At 71.5% G+C, this 23,700-nt stretch carries 15 protein-coding genes; 4 read left to right on the top strand and 11 right to left on the bottom strand.

Going from position 1 to position 23,700, the window contains the following annotated elements; all coding sequences use genetic code 11:
• The 3 genes from AC0ZLC_RS32800 to dxr all read right to left on the bottom strand — a co-directional run.
• Positions 1–228 (bottom strand): flavodoxin-dependent (E)-4-hydroxy-3-methylbut-2-enyl-diphosphate synthase (locus AC0ZLC_RS32800; RefSeq protein WP_476755578.1); only part of this gene is annotated, 228 nt, incomplete at its 3' end.
• Between the two features lie 161 nt (positions 229–389).
• On the bottom strand, positions 390–1,694 hold the full coding sequence (locus AC0ZLC_RS32805) for a M50 family metallopeptidase (RefSeq protein WP_476755579.1): 1,305 nt from the start codon (positions 1,692–1,694) through the stop codon (positions 390–392).
• A complete protein-coding gene (gene dxr, locus AC0ZLC_RS32810; RefSeq protein WP_476755580.1) occupies positions 1,691–2,953 on the bottom strand; it encodes a 1-deoxy-D-xylulose-5-phosphate reductoisomerase in 1,263 nt (420 codons plus the stop codon). Before dxr ends, AC0ZLC_RS32805 begins: the two co-directional genes overlap by 4 nt.
• A gap of 325 nt (positions 2,954–3,278) precedes the next feature.
• On the opposite strand from dxr, the gene AC0ZLC_RS32815 reads away from it, so the two are divergent.
• Positions 3,279–3,728, top strand: a complete 450-nt coding sequence (locus AC0ZLC_RS32815) for a lamin tail domain-containing protein (protein ID WP_476755581.1) — start codon at positions 3,279–3,281, stop codon at positions 3,726–3,728.
• A 90-nt stretch (positions 3,729–3,818) separates the two neighbouring features.
• Here AC0ZLC_RS32815 and AC0ZLC_RS32820 read toward each other — a convergent pair whose 3' ends face one another.
• Positions 3,819–5,759, bottom strand: coding sequence for an acyl-CoA dehydrogenase family protein (locus tag AC0ZLC_RS32820; protein WP_476755582.1), 1,941 nt, complete (start codon positions 5,757–5,759; stop codon positions 3,819–3,821).
• 392 nt (positions 5,760–6,151) lie between these two features.
• Here AC0ZLC_RS32820 and AC0ZLC_RS32825 point away from each other — a divergent pair, with 392 nt between their 5' ends.
• Positions 6,152–7,159: a LacI family DNA-binding transcriptional regulator gene (locus AC0ZLC_RS32825; protein ID WP_476755613.1), complete on the top strand. Its 1,008-nt coding sequence runs from the start codon at positions 6,152–6,154 to the stop codon at positions 7,157–7,159.
• 120 nt (positions 7,160–7,279) lie between these two features.
• A complete protein-coding gene (locus AC0ZLC_RS32830; protein WP_476755583.1) occupies positions 7,280–9,331 on the top strand; it encodes a glycoside hydrolase family 31 protein in 2,052 nt (683 codons plus the stop codon).
• A 59-nt stretch (positions 9,332–9,390) separates the two neighbouring features.
• On the opposite strand, the gene AC0ZLC_RS32835 is transcribed toward AC0ZLC_RS32830, so the two are convergent.
• The 7 genes from AC0ZLC_RS32835 to AC0ZLC_RS32865 all read right to left on the bottom strand — a co-directional run bounded on the left by AC0ZLC_RS32835 (position 9,391) and on the right by AC0ZLC_RS32865 (position 20,381).
• The gene (locus AC0ZLC_RS32835) at positions 9,391–10,104 is read right to left on the bottom strand and encodes a glycoside hydrolase family 12 protein (protein ID WP_476755584.1); all 714 of its coding nucleotides are present in this window, start codon (positions 10,102–10,104) and stop codon (positions 9,391–9,393) included.
• Between the two features lie 44 nt (positions 10,105–10,148).
• Positions 10,149–12,350: a glycosyl hydrolase family 95 catalytic domain-containing protein gene (locus AC0ZLC_RS32840; RefSeq protein ID WP_476755585.1), complete on the bottom strand. Its 2,202-nt coding sequence runs from the start codon at positions 12,348–12,350 to the stop codon at positions 10,149–10,151.
• A complete protein-coding gene (locus AC0ZLC_RS32845; RefSeq protein WP_476755586.1) occupies positions 12,343–14,322 on the bottom strand; it encodes a beta-galactosidase in 1,980 nt (659 codons plus the stop codon). The genes AC0ZLC_RS32840 and AC0ZLC_RS32845 overlap by 8 nt, the downstream gene beginning before the upstream one ends.
• Entirely contained in the window at positions 14,322–16,532 is a 2,211-nt protein-coding gene (locus AC0ZLC_RS32850; RefSeq protein WP_476755587.1) for a 1,4-beta-glucanase, read from the bottom strand. The genes AC0ZLC_RS32845 and AC0ZLC_RS32850 overlap by 1 nt, the downstream gene beginning before the upstream one ends.
• A gap of 156 nt (positions 16,533–16,688) precedes the next feature.
• A complete protein-coding gene (locus tag AC0ZLC_RS32855) occupies positions 16,689–17,624 on the bottom strand; it encodes a carbohydrate ABC transporter permease (protein WP_476755588.1) in 936 nt (311 codons plus the stop codon).
• A complete protein-coding gene (locus tag AC0ZLC_RS32860; protein ID WP_476755589.1) occupies positions 17,621–18,694 on the bottom strand; it encodes an ABC transporter permease in 1,074 nt (357 codons plus the stop codon). Before AC0ZLC_RS32860 ends, AC0ZLC_RS32855 begins: the two co-directional genes overlap by 4 nt.
• A 4-nt stretch (positions 18,695–18,698) precedes the next feature.
• Positions 18,699–20,381 (bottom strand): extracellular solute-binding protein, encoded by a 1,683-nt coding sequence (locus AC0ZLC_RS32865; protein WP_476755590.1) that lies wholly within the window; start codon positions 20,379–20,381, stop codon positions 18,699–18,701.
• 366 nt (positions 20,382–20,747) lie between these two features.
• On the opposite strand from AC0ZLC_RS32865, the gene AC0ZLC_RS32870 reads away from it, so the two are divergent.
• Positions 20,748–23,591: a glycoside hydrolase family 3 C-terminal domain-containing protein gene (locus tag AC0ZLC_RS32870; RefSeq protein WP_476755591.1), complete on the top strand. Its 2,844-nt coding sequence runs from the start codon at positions 20,748–20,750 to the stop codon at positions 23,589–23,591.
• Positions 23,592–23,700 lie beyond the last annotated feature (109 nt).

Consider the following 23,700-nt stretch of genomic DNA (forward strand, 5'->3'; position numbering starts at 1 on the left):
GTCCTGCGTCGGACACGCCACCCGCACGATCTGACACCCCGACGCCGTCAGCTCCGCGATCTGCTGCAACGTCGCCCCGACATCCGACGTACGCGTCGTCGTCATCGACTGCACCGACACGGGTGCGTCTCCGCCCACGGCCACGGTTCCGACCTGGATCTGCCGGCTCTTCCGGCGCTCGGCGAGCTTGGTCGGAACGGACGGCATGCCGAGAGAAATCGCAGTCATCTGCTGTGCAACCCCAAGTGCTGGATCAAGGTCCCGGGACAGCGGGCTCCAGGAACCGAGATTACGGCACGGGCTCCGGCCCGAGCACATCCCGTGCGTAAACCCACTCATGAGTGACGGCCGGGCACACACTGTGCCCGGCCGTCATGAACGAAGTCGAACTAGCTGATTCTCACCGGGTTAACGACGTCCGCGATCAGCACCAGGATCGTGAAGCAGACGAAGATCCCGGCCACCACGTAGGCGACGGGCATCAGCTTGGCGACGTCGAACGGGCCCGGGTCGGGCCGGCGCAGCACCTTCGCGACGGTCCGCCGCAGGGACTCCCACAGGGCGCCCGCGATATGCCCGCCGTCGAGCGGGAGCAGCGGGAGCATGTTGAACAGGAAGAGGGAGAGGTTGAAGCCGGCGACGAGCAGCAGCATCATCGCGACCTGCTGGGAGGCCGGGATGTCCAGGGTGAAGACGTCACCGCCGATGCGGGCCGCGCCGACCACGCCCATCGGGGAGTCGGCCTCGCGCGGTCCGTCGCCGAAGGCCGCGTCCCACAGCGCGGGGACCTTGCCGGGCAGCGAGATCAGCGACTCGACACCACTCTGCATCATGTCGCCCATGCGGTCCACGGACTGACCGAACGACTGCTCGACGATGCCGGAGGCGGGGGTGAAGCCGAGGAAGCCCGCGTAGACGTACTTGCCCTCGACGTAGCCGCCGTTGCCGTCGGTCTTGCTGACCTGGTTCTTGATCAGGTGGGCGGTCAGGTCGAGCCGCTCGCCCTTGCGGTCGACGGTGAGCGTGACGTCGCGGCCGGGGTTGGCGCGGATGTCGGACTGGAGGCTCGACCAGTCCTCGACCGGCTTGCCGTCGAACGCGACGATCTTGTCGCCGAGCCTGAGCCCGGCGGCCTTGGCGGGTGCGGGCTGGTCGCCCTTCTCGCACTTCGTGCGGTTCTCGCTCTGCTGGATGACGCAGTCGGAGACCCGGCCGACCGTGGTCGTCTGGGTGTTGATGCCGAACGTCATCATCACGCCGAGGAAGATCGCCACGGCCAGGATCAGGTTCATGAAGGGGCCCGCGAACATCACGATGACCCGTTTCCACGGCTTGCGCGTGTAGAAGAGGCGGGTCTCGTCGCCGGGCTTGAGCTCCTCGAACGCGGCCGATCTGGCGTCCTCGATCATTCCGCGGAACGGGGAGCTGGAGCGGGCCTCGATCCTGCCGTCGGGTCCCGGCGGGAACATTCCGATCATGCGGATGTAGCCGCCGAGGGGGACGGCCTTGATGCCGTACTCCGTGTCGCCCTTCCTGCGCGACCAGATGGTCGGGCCGAAGCCGACCATGTACTGCGGCACCCGGATGCCGAAGAGCTTGGCCGTCGACAGATGCCCCAGCTCGTGCCAGGCGATCGAGATGAGCAGGCCGACCGCGAAGACGACTATGCCGAGGATCATCATCAGGGTCGTCATGCACGGGCCTCCGCGGTCGTGTGCGCCGTCGTCTTGGTCAGCTCACGGGCCCGGGCGCGCGCCCAGGTCTCCGCTTCGAGGACGTCCGCGACGGTCAGGGAAGTTCCCGTACGCGGGGTGCCGTGTTCCTCGACCACCCGGGTGACGGTCTCCATGATCCCGTTGAACGGCAGCGCGCCGTTCAGGAACGCGTCCACGCACTCCTCGTTTGCGGCATTGAACACCGCCGGCGCCGTGCCCGCGAGCTGCCCCACGTGCCGGGCGAGTCCCACGGAGGGGAACGCCGCGGTGTCGAGCGGGAAGAACTCCCAGGTGGACGCCCTGGTCCAGTCGAAGGCGGGCGCCGCGTCCGGGACGCGCTCGGGCCAGCCGAGGCCGATGGCGATCGGCCCGCGCATGTCGGGGGGCGTCGCCTGGGCGAGCGTGGATCCGTCAATGAATTCAACCATCGAGTGGACATACGACTGCGGGTGCACGACCACCTCAATCCGCTCGAAGGGAATGTCGTAGAGGAGGTGCGCCTCGATGACTTCGAGCCCCTTGTTGACCAGGGTCGCCGAGTTCACCGTGATGACCGGTCCCATCGCCCAGGTGGGGTGGGCCAGGGCGTCCGCGGGGGTGACGTCCGCCAGCTCGGCCTTCGTACGTCCCCGGAAGGGGCCGCCGGACGCGGTGACGACCAGCTTGCGCACGTCGGCGCGGGTGCCGCCGGCGAGGGCCTGGAAGAGGGCCGCGTGCTCGGAGTCGACCGGGATGATCTGCCCCGGCTTGGCCAGCGCCTTCACCAGCGGGCCGCCGACGATGAGCGACTCCTTGTTCGCCAGCGCCAGGGTGCGGCCCGCCTCCAGGGCGGCGAGGGTCGGCGCGAGGCCGATGGAGCCGGTGATGCCGTTGAGCACGGTGTGGCAGTCGGAGGCGGCGACCCGGGTGGCCGCGTCGGGCCCGGCGAGGATCTCCGGAAGCGGTTCCCCCGCTCCGAACCGCGCCGCGAGCGCCTCGCGCAGTGCCGGCACGACGTCCTCGCGGGCCACGGCGACCGTCCTGACGCGCAGGCGGTGGGCCTGTTCCGCGAGCAGCCCGACCCTCCCGCCGGCGGCGGAGAGCGCGGTGACCCGGAACCGGCCGGGGTTGCGCAGCACGAGGTCGATGGCCTGGGTGCCGATCGATCCGGTGGAACCGAGGATCACGACATCCCGGACTCCGTCCACGGGGTCGAAAACGAGATGCGGATCGGCGAGGGGGACTGGACTGTCGCTCATGCCTCCATTGTGGCCGCAACCGGCGCCCGGCAGGGCCGGGCGTCCCACTCCCGTCTCTTCCGACACCTCGGACGCCGGCCGTGCCCGGTCGTCGCGGCGTTCCGAGGTGCCGCCGGGGCCCGTTGAGGGTGGCGTCCTGGGGTGCCCGCCGGGGCCGGTGACAGTGGCGTCCTTGGGCGCCGGGCCGGGTCCCGGTCACTCTGGCACCCCGTGAGCGCGGCCGAGCCGATCATCCTCTTTGTGAAACAAGCGTGAAGATCACGTGATAACACTTCACCACTGGCCGGTTGATCGACCGGCCGGGACGAAACCCAGGGGGGTTCTCATGCGCATTCGTGCTGCCCTGCCCGCGCTCGCCGGCGCCGTGGCTTTGACGGGCACGTTCCTCAGCACTCCGGCCCAGGCGGCGGGCGGTGTGACCATCCATCACGTCTACTTCGACAGCCCGGGCTCGGACGACCGCTCCAACGCGAGCCTCAACGCCGAGTGGGTGCAGATCAAGAACACCGGTTCGTCGACGATCTCCCTCAAGAACTGGACGCTCGTCGACGCGTCACGGCACTCGTACACGTTCCTCGACGTGAGGATCGGGGCGGGTTCCACCAAGAAGGTGCGCACCGGCAGCGGTACCGACACGGCGGCGAACAAGTACCAGGACCGCGGGGCGTACGTCTGGAACAACACCAGCGACACGGCCACGCTCTACAAGGCGAGCGGGACCAAGGCCGATTCCTGCTCGTGGACGACGCGGGACCCCAGCGACACCTACTGCTGAGGTCCGGCGCCGGTGTGCCGTTCGCCGCACGCGGGACGTGCGGGGACGGCACACCGGGGCCGGGGCAGGGGCGCCCTCCCCCGGAACGCGTCAGCGGATGGGGCGGTGGACGTTCTCCCGGCGGCTCGGGCCGGGTGTCGCGTCGGCGATCCACGCCCCCTCGCCCGACGGGTCGACGACGCCGTCCTCCAGCCACTCGTACGTGCCCGACAGGACGCCCTTGACCACCGTGCGGTCGACGTCGTCGGTGTTGTTCCACAGCCGCCCGAAGAGCTCCTCGACGCGGATGCGGGCCTGGCGGCAGAAGACGTCGGCCAGTTGGTACGCCTCCCGGCCGTGGTCCTCGGTCGTGCGCAGCAGTTCGGCACGTACGCAGGCCGCGCTCATCGCGAAGAGTTCGGCGCCGATGTCGACGATCCGGCCGAGGAACCCCTGCTTGGTCTCCATGCGCCCCTGCCAGCGGGACATGGCGTAGAAGGTGGAGCGGGCGAGCTTGCGGGCGGTGCGTTCCACGTAGCGCAGGTGCCCGGAGAGGTCCACCTCGCGCTTGAACTCGCTGTACGAGTTCGGGAGCTGCCCGGGACCCGCGACCAGCTTCGGCAGCCACTTGGCGTAGAAGACACCCGCGTTGGCGCCCGCCCTGGCCTTGTCGGACAGGGACTTGTCGGGGTCGATCAGGTCGCCGGCGACCTTCAGGTGGGCGTCGACCGCCTCGCGGGCGATCAGCAGGTGCATGATCTCCGTGGAGCCCTCGAAGATGCGGTTGATGCGCAGGTCGCGCAGGATCTGCTCGGCGGGGACCGCGCGTTCCCCGCGGGCGGCGAGGGACTCCGCGGTCTCGAAGCCGCGTCCGCCGCGGATCTGGACCAGTTCGTCGGCCATCAGCCAGGCCATCTCCGAGCCGTACAGCTTGGCGAGGGCGGCCTCGATGCGGATGTCGTTGCGGTCCTCGTCGGCCATCTGGGACGACAGGTCGAGAACCGCCTCCAGGGCGAACGTCGTCGCCGCGATGAAGGAGATCTTCGCCCCGACCGCCTCGTGGAACGCGACCGGCTTGCCCCACTGCTCGCGGGCCGCCGACCACTCGCGGGCGATCTTCAGGCACCACTTGCCGGCGCCCACGCACATGGCGGGCAGCGACAGCCGCCCCGTGTTCAGGGTGGTGAGCGCGATCTTCAGACCGGCTCCCTCGGCGCCGATCCGGTTCGCGGCGGGGACCCTGACCCGGTGGAAGCGGGTCACCCCGTTCTCGAGGCCCCGCAGTCCCATGAAGGAGTTGCGGTTCTCGACGGTGACGCCCTCGGACGCGGCCTCCACGACGAAGGCCGTGATGCCGCCCTTGTGCCCCTGCGACCTCGGCACGCGCGCCATCACGACGAGGAGGTCCGCGACCACGCCGTTGGTCGTCCAGAGCTTCACTCCGTCGAGGACGTAGTCGTCCCCGTCCGGGACCGCCGTCGTGGCCAGCCGGGCGGGGTCGGAGCCCACGTCGGGCTCGGTGAGCAGGAACGCCGTGATGTCCGTGCGCGCGCAGCGGGGCAGGAACGCGTCCCGCTGCTCCTGGGTGCCGAAGATCTTCAGCGGCTGCGGTACGCCGATCGACTGGTGGGCGGACAGCAGGGCGCCGATGGCGGGGCTCGCGGAGCCGACCAGAGCGAGCGCCTTGTTGTAGTAGACCTGCGTCAGGCCGAGGCCGCCGTACTTGGTGTCGATCTTCATGCCGAGGGCGCCGAGCTCCTTGAGCCCGTTGATCACTTCGTCGGGGATCCGCGCCTCACGCTCGATCCGGGCCCCGTCGATCTTCGTCTCGCAGAAGTCGCGCAGTTTGGCGAGGAACTCCTCGCCGCGCTGTGCCGCCTCGTCGGACGGCATGGGGTGTGGGTGGATGAGGTCGAGCCGGAAGCGGCCGAGGAACAGCTCCTTGGCGAAGCTCGGCTTGCGCCAGTCCTGTTCGCGCGCGGCCTCCGCGACCTGTCGGGCCTCACGTTCGGTGACTGTGGGCTGGTGGGGTGTTGCGGACAAGAGGCTCACCTCGCCGCGAATAGGGATCTTGGGACCGTTCGTTACCGACGGGTGCTACCCGATCGTATGTACCCGATCCGGTCCGCCCCCACCAGTCCTGGCGCAGCGTTCGGCCCAACGCCCGGCCGCTCGGGGGAACCTCCGTCCCTTCGCGGACGCGGTGCGGGTGTTGCGCCGCGGGTCCCCTCGGGGGACCGTCTGGGGCACGTACCCGCAGCGGTGGGCGGGCGGGGAGACTCCGGCGGGAGTGCTCCGGCACCACCTCGCGAGAAACCTGTGTCGAAGCGCTTCGACAACCTATGGACACCCATCCGCCGTCGGGCTACTGTCGAGCCACCCTCACTCGCCGTTGTCCGCAGCACGCGCTGTCGAAGCGCTTCACACAATGCTTGGAGAGCTGGATGGTCACCCTCGCCGAGGTCGCCCAGCACGCCGGAGTCTCGGCGAGCACGGTGAGCTATGTCCTCAGCGGCAAGCGGTCCATCTCCGCGGGCACCCGGCTGCGGGTGGAGCGGAGCATCCAGGAACTCGGCTACCACCCGAACGCGGGGGCCCGGGCCCTGGCGAGCAGCCGGTCCAACATCATCGCGCTCATGATCCCCCTGCGCACGGACATGTACGTGCCCGTGATGATGGAGATCGCCATCGCGGTGGCGACCGCCGCCCGCGCCCACGGCTACGACGTGCTGCTGCTCACCGGCGAGGAGGGTCCCGACGCCATGCGCCGGGTCACCGGCAGCGGGCTCGCCGACGCGATGATCCTGATGGACGTGGAACTGGACGACGAGCGGCTGCCGTTGCTGCGCGAGACGGACCAGCCGTCCGTGCTCATCGGACTGCCCGCCGACACCACGGGACTGACCTGCGTCGACCTCGACTTCGGCGCGACGGGCGCCCTGTGCGCCGAGCATCTCGCGCTGCTCGGCCACCGTGACATCGCTGTCATCGGCGAGGCGCCCGCGGTCTACGAGCGCCACACGGGGTTCGCCGAGCGCACCCTCGACGGCCTGCGGTCCCGTTCGCGGGAGTTGGGCCTGCGGGTGCTGCACCGCCCCTGCGAGGGCGGGTACGACGCGATGGCCGTGACCCTCGCCCGGATCCTCGACGAGCGCCCGGGCACCACGGGATTCGTCGTGCAGAACGAGTCCGCGGTCGAACCGCTGCTCGCGCTGCTGCGCCAGCAGGGCCGGGCCGTGCCCGAGGACGTGTCGGTGATCGCCATCTGCCCGGACCAGGTCGCCGTCCAGGCGTCGGTGCGGCTGACCTCGGTCGCCATCCCCGCCCAGGAGATGGGCCGGCAGGCCGTGGAGCAGCTGATCGCCAAACTCGACGGGCACGGCAAGGACGAGGTCGTCCTGCTCGCGCCGGAGCTGACCGTACGGGCCAGCACGGGCCCCGCCGCTTCCTGACCCCACGCCAGCCGGCCGACTTCCGTACGCCCAGGGGCTCGGCGCCACACCCCTGCCCGTCCCGGCGCGCCACAACGGCGCCGGGTCCTGTCGCCACTCCTTACTCCGGGAGCACCCCACGTGAATCAGCCTGCCCAGAACCAGCCCCAGCAGGGGGCGGTCAGCCTCGCCCAGTCCTCCCCCACGGTCGGCACGTTCCGCGAACGGGACGGCGCGCTGGAATGGAGCGGCCGCCAGGAGACCGTACGCATCGAGCCCTGGGGGCCCGACGCCGTCCGGGTCCGCGCACGCCTCGGCGGACCTGTCCTCGACGGACTGCCCGGCGCCCTGCTCGACCAGCCGCCGGCGACCCGCGGCACCGTCACGGTCGAGGGCGGCGAGGGCCGGCTGACGGTCGGCGCCCTGACCGTCGAGGTCGGCGCCGAGGGGCTCGTCCGCTTCCTGCGCACCGACGACGGCACGGAGCTCCTCGCCGAGGAACGCGCCCACTTCTGGTGGCCGGGCCCGCGGCTCTACACCCCGACCGGCAACGGCCACCACCGCCTGGAGCAGCGGTTCGCCGCGTACGACGGCGAGAAGCTGTACGGCCTCGGCCAGCACCAGCACGGGCTGCTGGACCAGAAGGGCACCGTCCTCGACCTGGTGCAGCGCAACGCAGAGGTGAGCATCCCGGTCCTCACCTCCAGCCGCGGCTACACCCTCCTGTGGAACAACCCGGCGATCGGCCGCGTCGAGCTGGCCGGCAACGGCACGCGCTGGGTCGCCGACTCGGCCCGCCAGCTCGACTACTGGATCACGGCGGGCGACCCGGCCGCGGCCCAGCGCCGCTACAGCGCGGTGACCGGCCGGACGCCGATGCTGCCCGCATGGGCGGCCGGCTTCTGGCAGTGCAAGCTGCGCTACCGCACCCAGGACGAACTGCTCGCCGTGGCACGGGAGTACAAGCGCCGGGGACTGCCCCTCGACGTCATCGTCTGCGACTTCTTCCACTGGACACACCTGGGCGAGTGGAAGTTCGACCCGGCGGAGTGGCCCGACCCGGCCGCGATGCAGCGGGAGCTGGCCGAACTGGGTGTCGAACTGGTGGTGAGCGTCTGGCCGTCGGTGTCGCCGCTCTCCGAGAACCACCAGCTGATGGAGCAGCTCGGTTACTTCATCGGCACGCAGTACGGCCCGATGGCGCACGCCGACTGGCCCGACAAGGAGGTCGCCTCCACGGTCCAGGTCGCCTTCTACGACGCGACGAACCCCGAGGCGCGCGACTTCGTCTGGTCGAAGGTCCGCGACCACTACTTCGCGCCGTACGGCATCAAGTCCTTCTGGCTGGACGCCTGCGAGCCGGAGCTGAAGCCCGGCTTCCAGGAGAACCTGCGCTATCACGCGGGCCCGGGCCTGGAGGTCGGCAACATGTACCCGCGGGAGAACGCCCGCACCTTCCACGAGGGTATGACCGCGGCGGGCGAGAGCGAGATCGTCACCCTCAACCGCTCGGCGTGGGCGGGCAGTCAGCGCTACGGAGCCGCCCTGTGGTCCGGCGACATCGGCACCGACTTCGCGACCCTGCGCCGCCAGATCGCGGCCGGCCTGAACACCGCGCTGTCCGGGATCCCCTGGTGGAACACGGACATCGGCGGGTTCCACGGGGGTGACCCGGACGATCCGGCCTACCGCGAGGTGATGGTCCGCTGGTTCCAGTTCGGGGCGCTGTCCCCGCTGATGCGGCTGCACGGGTTCCGCGACCCGGGGACAGCGCTCGGCCCGCGGATGACCGGAGGCCCGAACGAGGTCTGGTCGTACGGCGAGGAAGCGGGGGCGATCCTGGAGAAGTACCTGCGGCTGCGCGAGCGGCTGAAGCCGTACGTCCTGACCGTCATGCGGGAGGCCCACGAGGAGGGGCTGCCGGTGATGCGCCCGCTCTTCCTGGAGTTCCCGGACGACCAGGCGGCCTGGTCGGTGGACGACGCGTACCTGTTCGGCCCCGACCTGCTCGTCGCGCCGGTGCTGACCGCCGGGGCGACGGTCCGTACGGCGTACCTCCCGGCGGGGGCGCGCTGGACGGACGCGTGGACCGGGGAGGAGTACGCGGGCGGTGCCCGCGTGACGGTCGACGCACCGCTGGACCGCATCCCGCTGTTCCTGCGGGACGGCGCGCGGCTGCCCGTGGCGCCGTAGCCGCACACGGACGAGTGCGGCCGGCCCGGGGAGGGACCGGCCGCACTCCGCACGCCGGGTCAGCTGCTGCTGACGGTCAGGTTGTTGGTGGTGAAGTTCAGGCCGCCGGACGAGGACGTGATCTCGTAGCCGAACTGGACGTCACCGACGGTCTCGTTGCCGAACCAGTGCTTGGTGTCCTTGATCCACTTGAGGATCGGGAGGATGTTCACCGTGCCGGACGAGGAGTCCGAGGTCCGCAGGAACGAGAAGACCTCGTTGGCGCCGTTGCTGCCCTTGTAGACGGTCCAGGTGTGGCCGCCGAGGGTGACGTTGCCCTGCGAGGTGCCGAGGGGGCCGACGGCGCCGTTGTAGTTCACCCAGAGCATGATCTCGTAGTCGTAGTCGGTGTCCCAGATGTCGTACGAGGTGTTGTACGCGCCGGACGACGGGACCGAGACGTTGTAGCTGCTGCTGAGCGAACCGAGCGAGGTGATCGACTTGTTGATCACCTTCTTGGAGTTGGGGTACGACTTGATGCCGCCGGTGTCGGGGTGGTTGGCGTTGACGCTCCAGTTGGTGCCGGAGTTGGCCCAGACGCACTGCGAGCCGGCGCCCGAGCCCCAGATGTTGTTGTAGAGCGTGTAGCCGTTCAGCGAGGTGTTGCCCCACTGGTCGCAGGAGCTCCAGACGGCCGCCTGGGCCGGGGCCGAGGCGAGGCCGACGGTGGCGCCGAGGGCGAGCGCGGGGGCCAGCAGCGCCTTGACGATCCGGCGGGGAGTACGTGATGCCATGGTGTCCCTTCCACGGGTGGGGGGAGTTCGGTGGTGCGGTGGGTCTACTGCGGCCCCTGGGTGAGGACGCAGTCTTCTCCGGCGCGCAGCTGGAGCGTTCGCGCTCCGGAGGAAGTCCTGAGATCGACGCGGACGGTGCGGGCGGGGCGGATGACGGCCGTGCGCCGGGCGGGGCCCCAGTCGAGGTCGATCTCGGCGCCGAAACGGGTGCGGATGCCGTGCAGACGGCCGGTCGGGTACGCCGTGGGGAGCGCGGGGAACAGGACGAGCCGCCCGGGTGTGGAGTGGACCAGCATCTCGATGAGCACGGCGGGGAGGGTGTGGGCGGCGTCCGCGTTGTACACGTGGCGGTGCGGGTAGTGGCCGCTCATCAGGGAGACGTGGAAGTAGTCGCCGGCCAGGACGTTGCCGAGGGCGCCCGCCACCCGCTCGGCGTCGCCCAGCCGGGCCGCCACCAGGGCGTGGTGCAGATGGCCGTGCGCGGAGTCGTTCTCGGCGCCGCGCAGTGCGAGGGCGCGGTGGGCCGCCGCGGCGAGCTCCGGGGTGTCGTAGGGGTTGATCTCGTCCAGCGGCCAGACGCCGTAGAGGTGGCTGAGGTGCCGGTGGTCGTAGCTGTCCCGGAGGCCGTCCCGGGCCCATTCGGCCAGCGCTCCCTCGTCGTTGATCCGGTGGGGCGGCAGCCGCGCGGCGAGCGCGCGCCGGCGTTCGGCGCCGGGTCCGGGGTGGTAGTCGGCCGCTGTGAGCAGGGCGTGGCGGGCCGCCGAGAGGTCCATGGCGGCGTTGACGGCGACGGGGCCCGAGCCCGCCGGCTGGTTCTCCGGCGAGTACGAGGGCACCACGACGAGGTGGCCGTCGGCGTCGGTACGGGTGAGGAAGTCCTCGTAGAAGCGGGCGACTTCGTCGAGGGCGGCGGCCAGGCGCGGGTCCCGGACTCCCCGCACCTCGTCGTGGTCCACCAGGGGTTTCAGCAGCCAGTCGGCGCCCGCCGTCCACACGTGCAGCGGATGGTCGCGGCTGAAGTGGTGGAGGTGCCCCGACTCCCCGTCGGTGTGGGCGGGGGCGACCACACCGCGGGTGCCGAAGATTGAGCGGGCGTTGTCGCGCCAGTGCGGCAACTGGCCGTACACCAGGGCCGCGTGGGCCTCGGTGACCTCGGGGAGCGCGGCCGCGGCGGCCGACGCGGTCTGCAGGTTCACGTTGGCGTCGGTCGTGAAGGCTCCCGACCAGGCCGTGTCCCACTCCCCCGTCCACAGGCCGGTCAGCCGCGGCGGCAGCATGCCCGAGGCGGACAGCAGGTGGTAGCGGCCGGCCGCGAAGAGCCGCTCGACGAGCGCGGGGCTCTCGGGCCGGCGCACCAGCTCCGAGCCCGGGAGGGCACGCTCGTCGGGGTCGGCGTCGAGGTCGAGGCCCGCGCGGAGATAGGCGCTGCGGTGCCGGCCGGTGTGGCGGTTCAGGAGACGGCGGTAGGGGTCCTCGTCACCCTCCGGCAGCAGGGCGCGCAGGGTGCGGGCCTCGGCCAGGACGTCCAGCTCGCCGGTGTGCCGCCGCACCCGCGTGAGCAGGAGGACCGCGCCCGCTCCGGCCACTCGTATCCCGGGCAGCGCGGTCCGGGTCCGGCCGCCGGTGACCACCGCGAGCGTCACGCCCGTGTAGGCCCGGTCGCCGCCCGGGTAGCGGGCCCGCAGGGTCAGGAGCGCGCCCTCGGGGGTGAGGACGGCGCCGTGGCCGACCGACACGTCCCGCGGCGCCCCCGGGAGCCGGTGGTCGAGGGTCACGTCGACGGTCAGGCCGGGCTCGGTCACGTACTGCACGACGACGTCGTCGGCGCGGGAGACGAAGACGTCGCTGCGCCAGCCGTCGCACTCGGCGCGGACCATACCGGTGGTGAAGTCGACCTCGCGCCGGTAGGAGCGCCGCTGGGCGGCCGGTCTGCGCAGCCGCACCTGGAAGGCGGGGTGGAAGGGCTGCACCCATTGCAGCGGCCGGCCGTCGGTGAAGTCGTCCCCGGCGGCGGTGTCCCCGGCCAGCAGCCGGTCCTGGAGTTCCGGCAGGGCGGCGGCGAGGGCGGGCGGCCGGGCGTTCTCGCCGCCGTTCGGCTGGACCAGGCTGTGCTGGTTCACGATGACCCGGTCGCTGTCCGGATCACCGAACACCATGGCGCCGTGCCGTCCGTTCCCGCTCAGGAAGGCGTCCTCCCAGCGGGCGGCGGGCGTCGGCTCCCAGGTGCCGTGGACGGGCTCACTCATCTGCCGCCTCCAGCACGGCGACGCCGTAGCGGCCCAGTTCCACGGTGTCCGTGACGTCGGCGCCGGTGAGCAGGTCGCGGTGGCGGCCCGGCACGGGCACGGTGACCGTGCCGCACCCGTGGTGCAGGAGGAACAGCAGCCCGCCGCGCCGTACGGCCTCCACCCCGGCGGGGAGCGCGTCGAGCGGCGGCCGGACCCCGGCCTGTGCGGCGATCCCGGCGAGCAGGGTCCGCAGTGCCCCGGGCTCCGGCAGGGTGGAGAGGTACCAGGCGCGGCCCTTGCGCAGCACGGCCGGGAGCCCGTCGAGTTCGCCGCCCTTGTACGGCGTGACGGCGTCGGCGTCCGCCGCCTCGATCTCCTCGGACCACAGGGTGCCGCGGAACCCCTCGGCGTCGACGTGCTCGCCGGCGTCGAGCGGCCACCACTCGTGCAGGGTGCGGATGCCGAAGAGGTCGCGCAGCCGGGCGTCCATGCCGCCGGGACGCACCCGGTCGTCCTGGTCCGCGACGCCGGTCAGGAAGCCGGAGACGAGGGTGCCGCCGCCCCGTACGTAAGCGACGAGGTTGTCGATCGCCGCGTCCGTCATCAGGTACAGCTGCGGGACGACGACGAGCCGGTACGCGGACAGGTCGTGCTCGGGGTGGGCGAAGGACACCGTGGTGTGCGCCTCCCACAGGGCGCGGTGCCAGGCGCGGACGAGCGCCGGGTGGTCGACCTCGGAGGAGAGCCGCCCGTCCTGGAGGCCGGCCCACCAGGAGTGCCAGTCCAGCAGGACGGCGACGTCGGCGCCGTCGACCCGGGTGTCCGCCACCCGCTCGCTCAGCCGCGCGAGGTCGGCCCCGATCCGCTTGACCTCCTGGAAGGTGCGGCCCCGCTCCCCCGCGTGGCCGACCATGCCGGAGTGGAACTTCTCTGAGCCCTGCCGGGACTGGCGCCACTGGAAGTAGCAGACGGCGTCGGCCCCGCGGGCCACGGCCTGGAGCGACCACAGGCGGTTGAGGCCGTGCGGCTTGGGGTGGTTCACCCCGCGCCAGTTGACCGGTCCCGCGGCCTGCTCCATGACCATCCAGGGGCCGCCGCGGGCCTGCGAGCGGGTCATGTCGTGGATCAGCGCGGAGTACTGGCCGCCGTACGGGTCGCGCGGGTCCGGGTAGACGTCGACCGAGACGACGTCCTCCCGCTCGGCCCAGGCCCAGGCGTCCTGCCCCTGCCAGAACGGCATGAAGTTGCTGGTCACGGGGATGTGCGGGGTGTGCCGGGCGACGATGTCCCGCTCGGCGAGGTAGCACTCCAGCAGCGCGTCGGAGGTGAAGCGCCGGAAGTCGAGCACCTGGGTGGGGTTGTTCATGTACTGGGCGCGGCGCGGCGGGATGATCTCGTCCCAGGTGTCGTAGCGCTGGCTCCAGAAGGCGGTGCCCCAGGCCGTGTTGAGCGCGTCGACCGTCCCGTACCTGCGGCGCAGCCAGTCGCGGAACGCGCGGGCGGCCTCGTCGCCCCAGTCGTGCGTGCAGTACTCGTTGTTGATGTGCCACATCGTGAGGGCGGGGTGGCTGCCGTAGCGGGCGGCCAGGTCCTCGGTGATGGCGGCGGCGTAGTGCCGGTAGACGAGGCTGGAGTGCGAGAACTGCTGGCGTGAGCCCCACCACACGATCTGCCCGTTCTCGTCGCGGGGCAGCGTCTCGGGGTGCAGCCGGCCCAGCCACGGGGGCGGGGCGGCGGTGGGGGTGGCGAGGACGACGGTGATGCCGTTCTCGTGCAGCAGGTCCATCAGCCGGTCGAGCCAGCCGAACTCCCGCGCTCCGGGCCTTGGTTCGAGCCGGGCCCAGGAGAAGACGCCGACGGTGACGGAGTTGACGCCGGCGTCCTTCATGAGCCGTACGTCGTCCTGCCAGGTCTCCTCGGGCCACTGCTCGGGGTTGTAGTCGCCGCCGAAGAGGATGCGGCCGCGGGTGGCGTCGGCGAGGGCGGGCATCAGGCCGGGTCTCCGTACTGGATGCCCCGGCCGTTGGTGCCGAGGTACACGCGGCCGTGGATGCGGGGGTCGCCGGTGATGACCTCGCCGGTCCAGCCCCACTGGTGGGCGTCGTCGTTGATCCGCACCCAGGTCTTCGCCTCGTCGTCGGACCGCAGGACGGCGGTGACCGTCCCCGTCGAGCCGACCTGGTAGAGCGCCGGGTAGTGCGCGCCGTCGGCGGCCCGGCCGAAGCCGAGGGTGTACGAGGACCGGCAGCTGCTCACCCGGTCGAAGCTCGCGCCCGCGTCGGTGGAGCGGTAGAGGCCGTTCCCCTTGGCCGAGAGCCACAGGTCCCCGGTCCGGCCCGGGGCGGCGGCCAGCCGGATCTGGCTGTCCCCCGACGGCAGTCCGCTCGCGCGGGGCGTGAAGGTCGCGCCGCCGTCGGTGCTGGCGTGGAGCGTTCCGGTGGCGGTGTCGTACGCGTAGAAGCGCGCCGGGTCGGCGGGGTCGGCGACCGGGGTGGCGCCCTTGGGGAAGGTGGCGGTCTCGGTCCAGGTCGCGCCGTTGTCCGTGGAGCGGTGGGCCGCGTACGTCGTGCCGTCCCAGTGGACGAAGGACCACAGCAGGGCGGAGCCGTCGGCGGCGGCGGCGATCGGGCCCGGCGCGTCCTTGGCGATGGCGGGCTGGGCCGCGAAGGGCGTCCAGGTCCGTCCGCCGTCGTTGGAGTACGCGCCGTTTCCGTGGTCGCCCCAGCCGGTGCGCACGACGTAGGACGGCCTGGCCGCGGCCTGGGCGAGTCCGGTCGCCGAGCCGGACACGGGGTGGGTGGCCATGCCCCGCGACGGGGAGGCGGTCAGCCGCTCGTGGTACATCACGCCGATGTCGCCGAGCCCGCTGATCAGATGGGCCTCACCGGCCGGGGGCGAGACCAGCCGGCGTACAGCCGTCTCCTCCAGGCCGCGGATCTGCGGCGCCCAGTGTCTCAGGTCGCGGGTGCCGTAGAGGGTCGCGCCGGTCCCGTACACGATGTGCCGGGAGTCGTACGGGTCGACGGCGACCGTCTGGATCCACCAGCCGAACTTGGGTGATCCGTCACCCCAGTTGAGGTACGGGGTCTCGGTCACGTCGAGGACCGCGGTGTCCTTGAGGGACGTCCAGGTGCGGCCGCCGTCGGTGGTGCGGAAGAGGGTGTCGACGTCCGCCCAGCGGTTGTTGGTGGAGACGACGGCGGTTCCGGGGCGGCGGGCGTCGACGGCGACACCGCCGTAGCCGAAGGTGTCGGCCGACCCCTCGGAGGTGGTGCCGCCGGGCCGTACCGGTGTCACGTCGGTCCAGGTCCCGCGCGTCGTCCGCAGCTTGTGCACGCTGCCCGTGGACTGGCCGTTGGGGCCGGGCGCGTCGGCATAGGTCACGTACAGCTCGCGGGTGTGCGCGTCGTACGCGGCGCGGACCGGGACCTTGGCCGAGGTGCCGGAGGGCTGTCCGGGGACGGCTTCCCAGTGGGTGCCGTCGGATGTGCGGTACAGGTTCGCCGTGCCCGCGGTGCCGTCCCCTTCGCCCCAGCCGGCGTAAGGCGTGCGGCCGGCCGCGACCAGGAGGGTGACGCCCTGTCCTGTGCCGCTCGCCCTGGCCGGGAACGTGGTCACCGGAGCCCAACTGGCACCCCGGTCGGTCGACTTGAGGAGGCCGTCGTGACGGGAGCCCAGCCAGAGGGTGTCACTGTCACGCGGGTCGAGAAGGAGCCGCTCACCGGCGCCGCGGCCGTCCTCGTTGGCGCCGAGCCGCACGTCCAGGTCGGTGCGGGTCCAGGTGGCGCCGCGGTCGTCGGAGCGCAGGACGGCACCGGGGCCCGCCCACGACTGGGCGTACGTGCCGAGTGCCAGGTACAGCCGGTCCGGGTGTGCCGCGTCGACGGCGATCGCCTCGACGCCGAGGAGGTTCCAGTCGTCCCAGCCGAGGTGGTCGGTGAGGGGGGTCCAGCGGGCGGCGCGCTCGTCCCAGCGGTAGGCGCCGCCGATGTCCGTACGGGCGTAGGCGAGTCCGCGGACCGAGGGGTGGAAGAGGACTCCGGTGACGAAGCCCGTGCCGCCGATGACGGCGTTGCGCCAGCGGTACGGGCGCGCCCCGGCGGCTCGCGCCGGGGCCGCGACAGCGGGGACGGCGGTCAGGGCCGCGGTGGCGGCGGTCCCGGCGAGCACGGCTCGTCGGCTCAGGCGCGGCGTGCGCATGACATACCTCGTTCCTGGAAAGATCGTGGGGATGGGCCCCGTCGGGGAGGGGCGCGGGGAACTGCGCGACCGGTCGCCTGCGGTGGTGCACGGATGCTGCTGCTCGCTCCCGGGCGCACCGCGCCCGGTGCGCCGGCGGGAGTGGGCGGGCCTGCGTCAGCCCTTCACGGCCCCGGTGAGCATGCCCTTCCTGAAGTGCCGCTGGACGAAGGGCGAGAGCACGGCGACCGGGAGCAGGGCCAGCACCATGACCGCCATCTGCACGGCGAGGGCGGACAGTTCGCCCGTCTTGATGGCCTGGCCCATGCCGACCGGGGGCTCCTGCTTCTGGACGAGCTGGATCATCACGTTCTGCAGCGGCATCATGTCCTGGTCGCTCAGGTAGATCGAGGCGTTGAACCAGGCGCTCCAGTAGCCGACGGCGTAGAAGAGCGTGATCACCGCGATGACCGCGCGGGAGAGCGGCACCACGATCTGCCGCAGGATCCGCCAGTCCCCCGCGCCGTCGATCCGCGCGCTGTCGACGAGTTCCTGCGAGATGCCCATGAAGAAACCGCGCAGCACCAGGATGTTGAAGACGCTGACCGCGCTCGGCAGGATCAGCGCGAGATACGTGTCCGTGAGGCCGAGCGACTGCACCAGCAGGTACGTGGGGATGAGGCCGGCGCCGAAGAACATCGTGGCGAGCAGCGTCATCAGGAACCAGCGGTGCCCGACCGACCCGATGCGGGAGAGCCCGTACGCCGCGAGGACGGACACCGCCATCGAGAACAGCGTGCCGACGAGGGTGACGCCGAGGCTGACGAGGGTGGCCCGGGTGACCTGTCCGCCGCTCAGCAGTTCCCGGTACGCGACGAACGTGATGCCCTTGGGGATCACCACCAGACCGCCGGCCTCGGTGATGGTCTCCTTCGAGGACAGACTGGTGACGGCGACGATCCACAGCGGGAACAGCACGCCCAGGCAGGCGCCGGCCAGGACGATGCCCTTGCCCGCGAGGCCCGCCGTGCGGGGCCGCTCCTCCCAGACGGGCCGGGGCGGGGCGGCCCAGCGGCCGGGGGCCTTCGGCCGTTGCCCGGTCACGGCGCTCACTTCTTGTACACCCCCTGCTCGCCCATCAGATGGGCCACCTTGTTCGCGGCGAGGACCAGCCCGAGACTGACCACGCCCTTGATCAGTCCGGCCGCGGCCGCGGCCGCGTAACTGAAGTCCTGGTTGCGGACGCCGTTCCACCAGACGTAGGTGTCGAGGACCTCCGCGGCGCCCGGTCCCACCGCGTCCCGCTGGAGCAGGATCTGTTCGAAGCCGACGGTGAGCGCGTCACCGACCCGCAGCACCAGCAGCAGGGCGATCACCGGACGCAGGGCGGGCAGCGTGACGTGCCACATCCGGCGCCAGCGCCCGGCCCCGTCCATCGCCGAGGCCTCGTACAGGTCCGGGCTCACGGAGGCCAGCGCGGCGAGGAAGACGATGATCCCCCAGCCGGCGTCCTTCCAGACGCCCTCCGCGGTCACCAGGAACTTGAAGATTCCTGGGTCGGTCATCAGGTCGAAGCCCTCGTACCCGTGCTGCCGCAGGGTCTGCGCGATGATGCCGGCGCCGCCGAAGATCTGCTGGAACACGGTGATGACGAGCACCCAGGAGAAGAAGTGCGGCAGGTAGAGGATCGCCTGGGACACCGCCCGTACCCGGGGCCTCACCACGCTGTTGATGAGCAGCGCGAGCAGGATCGGGACGGGGAAGAAGAGCACGAGTTGCAGCGCGAACAGGACGAGGGTGTTCTCCACGGCGTCCCAGAACGCCGAGTCCTCGAAGATGCGCGTGAACTGCTCGAAGCCCACCCAGGGGCTGTGGAAGATGGCGACGAAGCCGTTGTCGCTGACGTACGGGTCGTACTCCTGGAACGCGACGACGTTGCCGAGGATCGGTATGTAGTTGAAGACCAGGACCAGCAGGACGGCCGGCAGGGTCATCAGGATCAGGGTGCGGTCCCGCTTGAGGCGGGTGCGGAAGCTGCCGCTCTTCGGCGCCTTGGCCGCTCCCGGTTCCGCGGCGGCCCGGCCGGCCTCGGCGGCCTTCGCGCGGCCCACGGACGGCTCGGCGGGTTCCGCCGCCGACGACGCGGCGGCGCCGGTGGTGCCCGGTGCGGTGCTGTGTGCCACCTCGTCACCCCTGCGCGGAGCCGGTGTCGTCCAGCAGCTTCTTGTACCAGTCCCGCAGCTTGTCGCCGCCCTGGCTCTTCCAGTCCGACACCGCCTGCTGCATGGCGCCGATCTTCTTGCGCCCGCGGACGATGTCGTCCTCCAGCTGCTCGAAGTCGTTGGAGAGGTTGGTGTAGCGGGCCGGTTCGGTGATCTGGAGGCCGTAGAAGGAGGACTTCCTGGTGAAGGCGCCCATCCGCTGCTGCCACTGCACCTGTTCCTTCGCGATGTCCGGGAAGTCGGGGTGCGCGATGGTCGGGGCGGGACTGGCCAGCATCACGTAGGCGTTCAGGACCTCCTGGTTGCCCTTGTCGTTCTTGACGGGCGTGCCGTCCTCGACGGTGTAGTGCGTGCCCTCCACCCCGTAGTTGGTGAGCATGTACTCCTTGGTGCCGTACGGGGCGGCGGAGACGTTCGCGGCGGCCAGCACGTCGTGGATCACGGACTTCGAGGCCTTCTTGTTGACGAAGGCGAAGATGCCCGCCGGCGACCCGGACCACAGCCGCGGGTCGCCTCCGTCGTGGCCGAATATGTCCATGCCCGCGATGCGGAAGTCCTTCTTGTGGGTGGCCTGTTCGGCCATCTTGCCCCACCAGTCCGAGATGTTCTGGTTGTACATCAGGACCTCGCCCGCGGTGAAGCGCTGGCCCGCGTTGCCCTGGTTCGCCGCCTTGGCCTCGGGGTGGACGACACCGGCCGCGTAGAGCTTGCGCGTCCACTCGAGCGCTTCGAGGTACTCGTCCGTCTCGACCCGGTAGACCAGTTTGCCATCGACGAGGTTCCAGCCGAGCGGCTTCTCGCTGCCGGACAGCACGCCGAAGATGTTGAAGGCCGTCCACTTCATGTCGTCGCAGGCCCACACCTTGGCCCGGGCGTTGGTGATGTCCTTGGCGAGGGCGAGGAACTCGGCCGCCGAGGTGGGGACTTCGTACCCCTCCTTGTCGAAGACGTCCTTGCGGTAGAAGGGCACGATGCCGGTGACGGTGGGCGCGGGCTGCGGCAGGCCGCGCAGCTTGCCGCCGAAGATGGAGTACTTCCACGCGTCACTCGGAACGGCGGCGAGGTTCGGGTACTCCTTGACCTTGTCGCCGGAGAGGTACGGGCCGAGGTCGGCGAACTTGCTGATGATGGCGCTGGGGATCTTGCCGCCCATGTTCCAGCTGGGGATGACCACGACGTCCGGCATGTCACTGGAGGCGAGGACGGCACCCAGCTTCTCGTCGTACGTGTTGCCGTCCTGGTTCTGCCAGACGATGTCGGCGCCGATCTTCGCGTTCATCGCCCTGTAGTAGGCGTTGCCGCCCTTCGGGGGCGTGCCCCAGAACGGCGACATGATCCTGACGGTGCCGCCCTTGCCGAGCTTCCCGGGCACCGACGTCTTCAGGCCGGTGAGCGAGAGTTCGCCGGTGAAGCCGACCGCAGAGCCGTTCTTCGACGGGATGTCCGGCGTCACCACGTTCTGCGCCACGAAAGTGGGGAGGATCCTCTGCGCGTCCTTGCCGGAGGTGGTCCCCTCCTTGGAGCCGCCGTCGGACCCGCCGCAGGCGGCGAGCAGTGGCGTCCCGCCGGCCACGGCGGCCGCGGCCACCGCCGTGGAGGCGAGGAAGCTTCTCCGGCTGGTGCCGGAGGTGGCGGAGTTCGGCGTCATTGCGTCAACCCTTCGTGGCGCACAGCAGGACACCCGGCGGTGGAGCCGTCGGCTGCGGTGTCTTGAGTGGAACTGGCTGAGCTGAAGCGGCCCTCCGAGGGACTGCGCATCCTCGGGTGGACTCTCGTCGCTTGTCGAAGCGCTTCGATGTTGCTGCGAGGTTAAGTGAACACCTGAGGGTGCACAAGAGCCGTTTCCAACATTCCTGCGCGACCCAGAGGACTCGACCGGTCTCGTGCGGCGCCTGAAATGCCGGTCGGAGAACGGAGTTCGCGCGTTCCGGTGTCTTGACACCCACCCCTTGCCCGAATGAGCATCGAAGCGCTTCGAAAGCGCCCCGTCGCTCCACCGCAAAGGGATCACCACGTGACCGCACACCCGCCTTCCACGCCGTCCTTCCGCGATCCGCGGCTGCCGTTCGCGAAGCGCATCGACGATCTGCTGGCGCGGCTCACCCGCGACGAACGCATCGCGTTCCTGCACCAGTTCGGGCCGCCGGTCGAGCGCCTCGGTGTCGCCGCCTTCCGCACCGGCCAGGAGGCCCTGCACGGAGTGGCGTGGATGGGGCCGGCGACCGTGTTCCCGCAAGCAGTAGGGCTCGGCGCGACCTGGAACGACGACCTCGTGCACCGGGTCGGCGAGGCGGTCTCGGCCGAGGCACGCGCGATGCGCGCCCACGACGACCGCGTCGGCCTCAACGTCTGGTCGCCCACGGTCAACCTGCTGCGCCACCCGCTGTGGGGACGCAACGAGGAGGGCTACTCCGAGGACCCGAAGCTGACCTCGGCGATCGCGACGGCCTACACCCGCGGCCTGCGCGGCGACCATCCCACGTACTGGCGCACGGCCCCGGTCCTCAAGCACTGGCTGTCCCACAACAACGAGACGCACCGGGACACCTCGTCCTCGTCGGTGCGCCCGCGCGTGCTGCACGAGTACGACCTGCGGGCCTTCCGCGAGACGGTCGAGGCGGGCGCGGTGGCCGGGGTGATGCCCGCCTACAACCTGGTCAACGGCCGCCCCAACCACGTCTCGCCGTACCTGCGCGAGCACCTGCGTGCCTGGACGGAGCAGGAGCTGCTCGTCTGCTCGGACGCGGGCGCGCCCTCCAACCTGGTCGACTCCGAGCACTACTTCGACACCCACGAGGAGGCGACCGCGGCCGCGGTCCGCGCCGGGGTCGACAGCTTCACGGACCACGGCACGGACAGCTCGCAGATCGTCGCCCGCCTTCACGGGGCCCTCGACCAGGGCCTGTTGAGCGAGGACGACATCGACGCGGCGGTCCGCAGGCAGCTCTCGGTCCGGTTCCGGCTCGGCGAGTTCGACCCGCGGTCGGACCCGTACGCCGGCACGGAGGACTTCGACACCCCGGCCCACCGCGCGCTCGCGGCGGAAGCGGCCGAGCAGGCCGTCGTCCTGCTGAAGAACGACGGCCTGCTGCCGCTCGGCGAGCACACCCGCGTCGCGGTCGTCGGTCTCCTCGCCGACGAGTGCAAGCTCGACTGGTACAGCGGCACGCTCCTCCACCGTTCGACGCCCCTGGAGGGCCTCTACGAGCGCTTCGGCGCCGACCGCGTCACCTTCGCCGAGGGCGTGGACCGGGTACGGCTGCGGACGTCGTCCGGCGCGTACCTGAGCGTGCCCGCGGCCCAGGACGCGGCCGAGGAGGTGCGCGGCGCCGAGGGCGCGCTGGACCCGGCGCTCCTCGCGGGCCGCACGGACCTGCCCCCGCTCACCACCGACGCCCGGGGCAGCGAACTCGCGCTGGCCGACTGGGGCGACGGCGTACTGACCCTGCGCGCGCCCGACGGCCGCTACCTCTCGGTGGCCGAGGACGGCTTCGTCCGCGCCGCCGCTGACCAGCCCGGCGGCTGGGTCGTCCAGGAGACGTTCCGCCTCGAACCCTCCGCGACCCACGGGAACGGTCACCTCCTCAAGCACCTGGGGACGGGCAGGTACGTCTCTGTCGCCGCCGACGGCGTGCAGGTTGCCGAGCGGGACGGGGAGATCTTCGAGCTGGAGGTCACCGAGCGCGGCGAGGACGCGGTGGCCCGCGCCGCGGCCGGCGCCGACGTGGTCATCGTCGCCGCCGGCAACGACCCGCACATCAACGGGCGCGAGACGGAGGACCGGACGACCCTGCGCCTGCCCGGGCACCAGGAACGCCTGCTGCGGGCGGCCCGCACCGCGAACCCGCGCACCGTGCTGGCCCTCGTCAGCTCCTATCCGTACGCCGTGGACCCCGCGGACCTCCCGGCCGTCCTGTGGACCGCGCACGGCGGCCAGGCCGCGGGCACCGCGCTGGCCCGCGTCCTGGCGGGGGACGTCTCGCCCGCGGGCCGCCTCCCGCAGACCTGGTACGCCGCGGACGAGGACCTGCCGGACCTCCTCGACTACGACGTGATCGGCGGCCGCCAGACGTACCTGTACTTCGAGGGCACCCCGCTGTTCCCGTTCGGGCACGGACTGTCGTACACGTCGTTCGGCTACACGGACCTGCGGTTCCTTGCCGACGAGGAACGGGTACGGGTCTCCTTCGCCGTCACCAACACCGGTGCGGTGGCGGCCGACGAGGTCGCCCAGCTCTACGTCCGTGCCGTCGACCCGTCCGTACCCCGCCCCCGCCGCGAACTGGCCGGGTACCGCCGCGTCCGCCTGGCCCCCGGCTCCTCCGCGGAGCTGTCCTTCGAACTCCCGCTGTCCGTCTTCGAGTTCTGGGACGTGGCGCACGGCAGGTGGCGACTGGAGCCGGGTGCGTACGAACTGCTCGCGGGCGCGTCCAGCGAGGACGTCCGGCTGCGCGCGACCGTCGAACTCATCGGCGAGGCCGCCGGACCGCGCCCGGTGCGGGAACGCGGCCTCAACGCCGCCGACTTCGACGAGCAGCGGGCGGCCGAGATCGTCGACCGCACCAGGACGGCGGGCGACGCGGTGACGCCGGCGGGCGGCGGCACGGGCGAACTGCTGTACCGCGCCTGCGACTTCGGTGCCGGCGTCGGCGCGCTCACCGCGGAGGTGGCGGGCGAGGGCACCGTGGACGTCTCCCTGGACGACGGCCCGGTGCTGGCGACCCTGACACCGGCGGCCACGAAGGGCCCGTACGACTACACCACCGTCCGCGCCGTGTTCGCCGCCGACGGTGTGCACGACGTCCGCCTGCGACTGCGCGGCACGCTGCGGCTCGCGCACGTCGGCTTCTCCGGCTGAGGGTCCGGACAGGCCGGCGCGAGGGGCCCGGCATCACGGATGCCGGGCCCCTCGACCCACGGCAAAGGCCGGAGCCCCCGCACAGTGGGCTCCGGCCGCCGGTTCCGAG

Source organism: Streptomyces sp. GLSS-08, assembly GCF_056387915.1.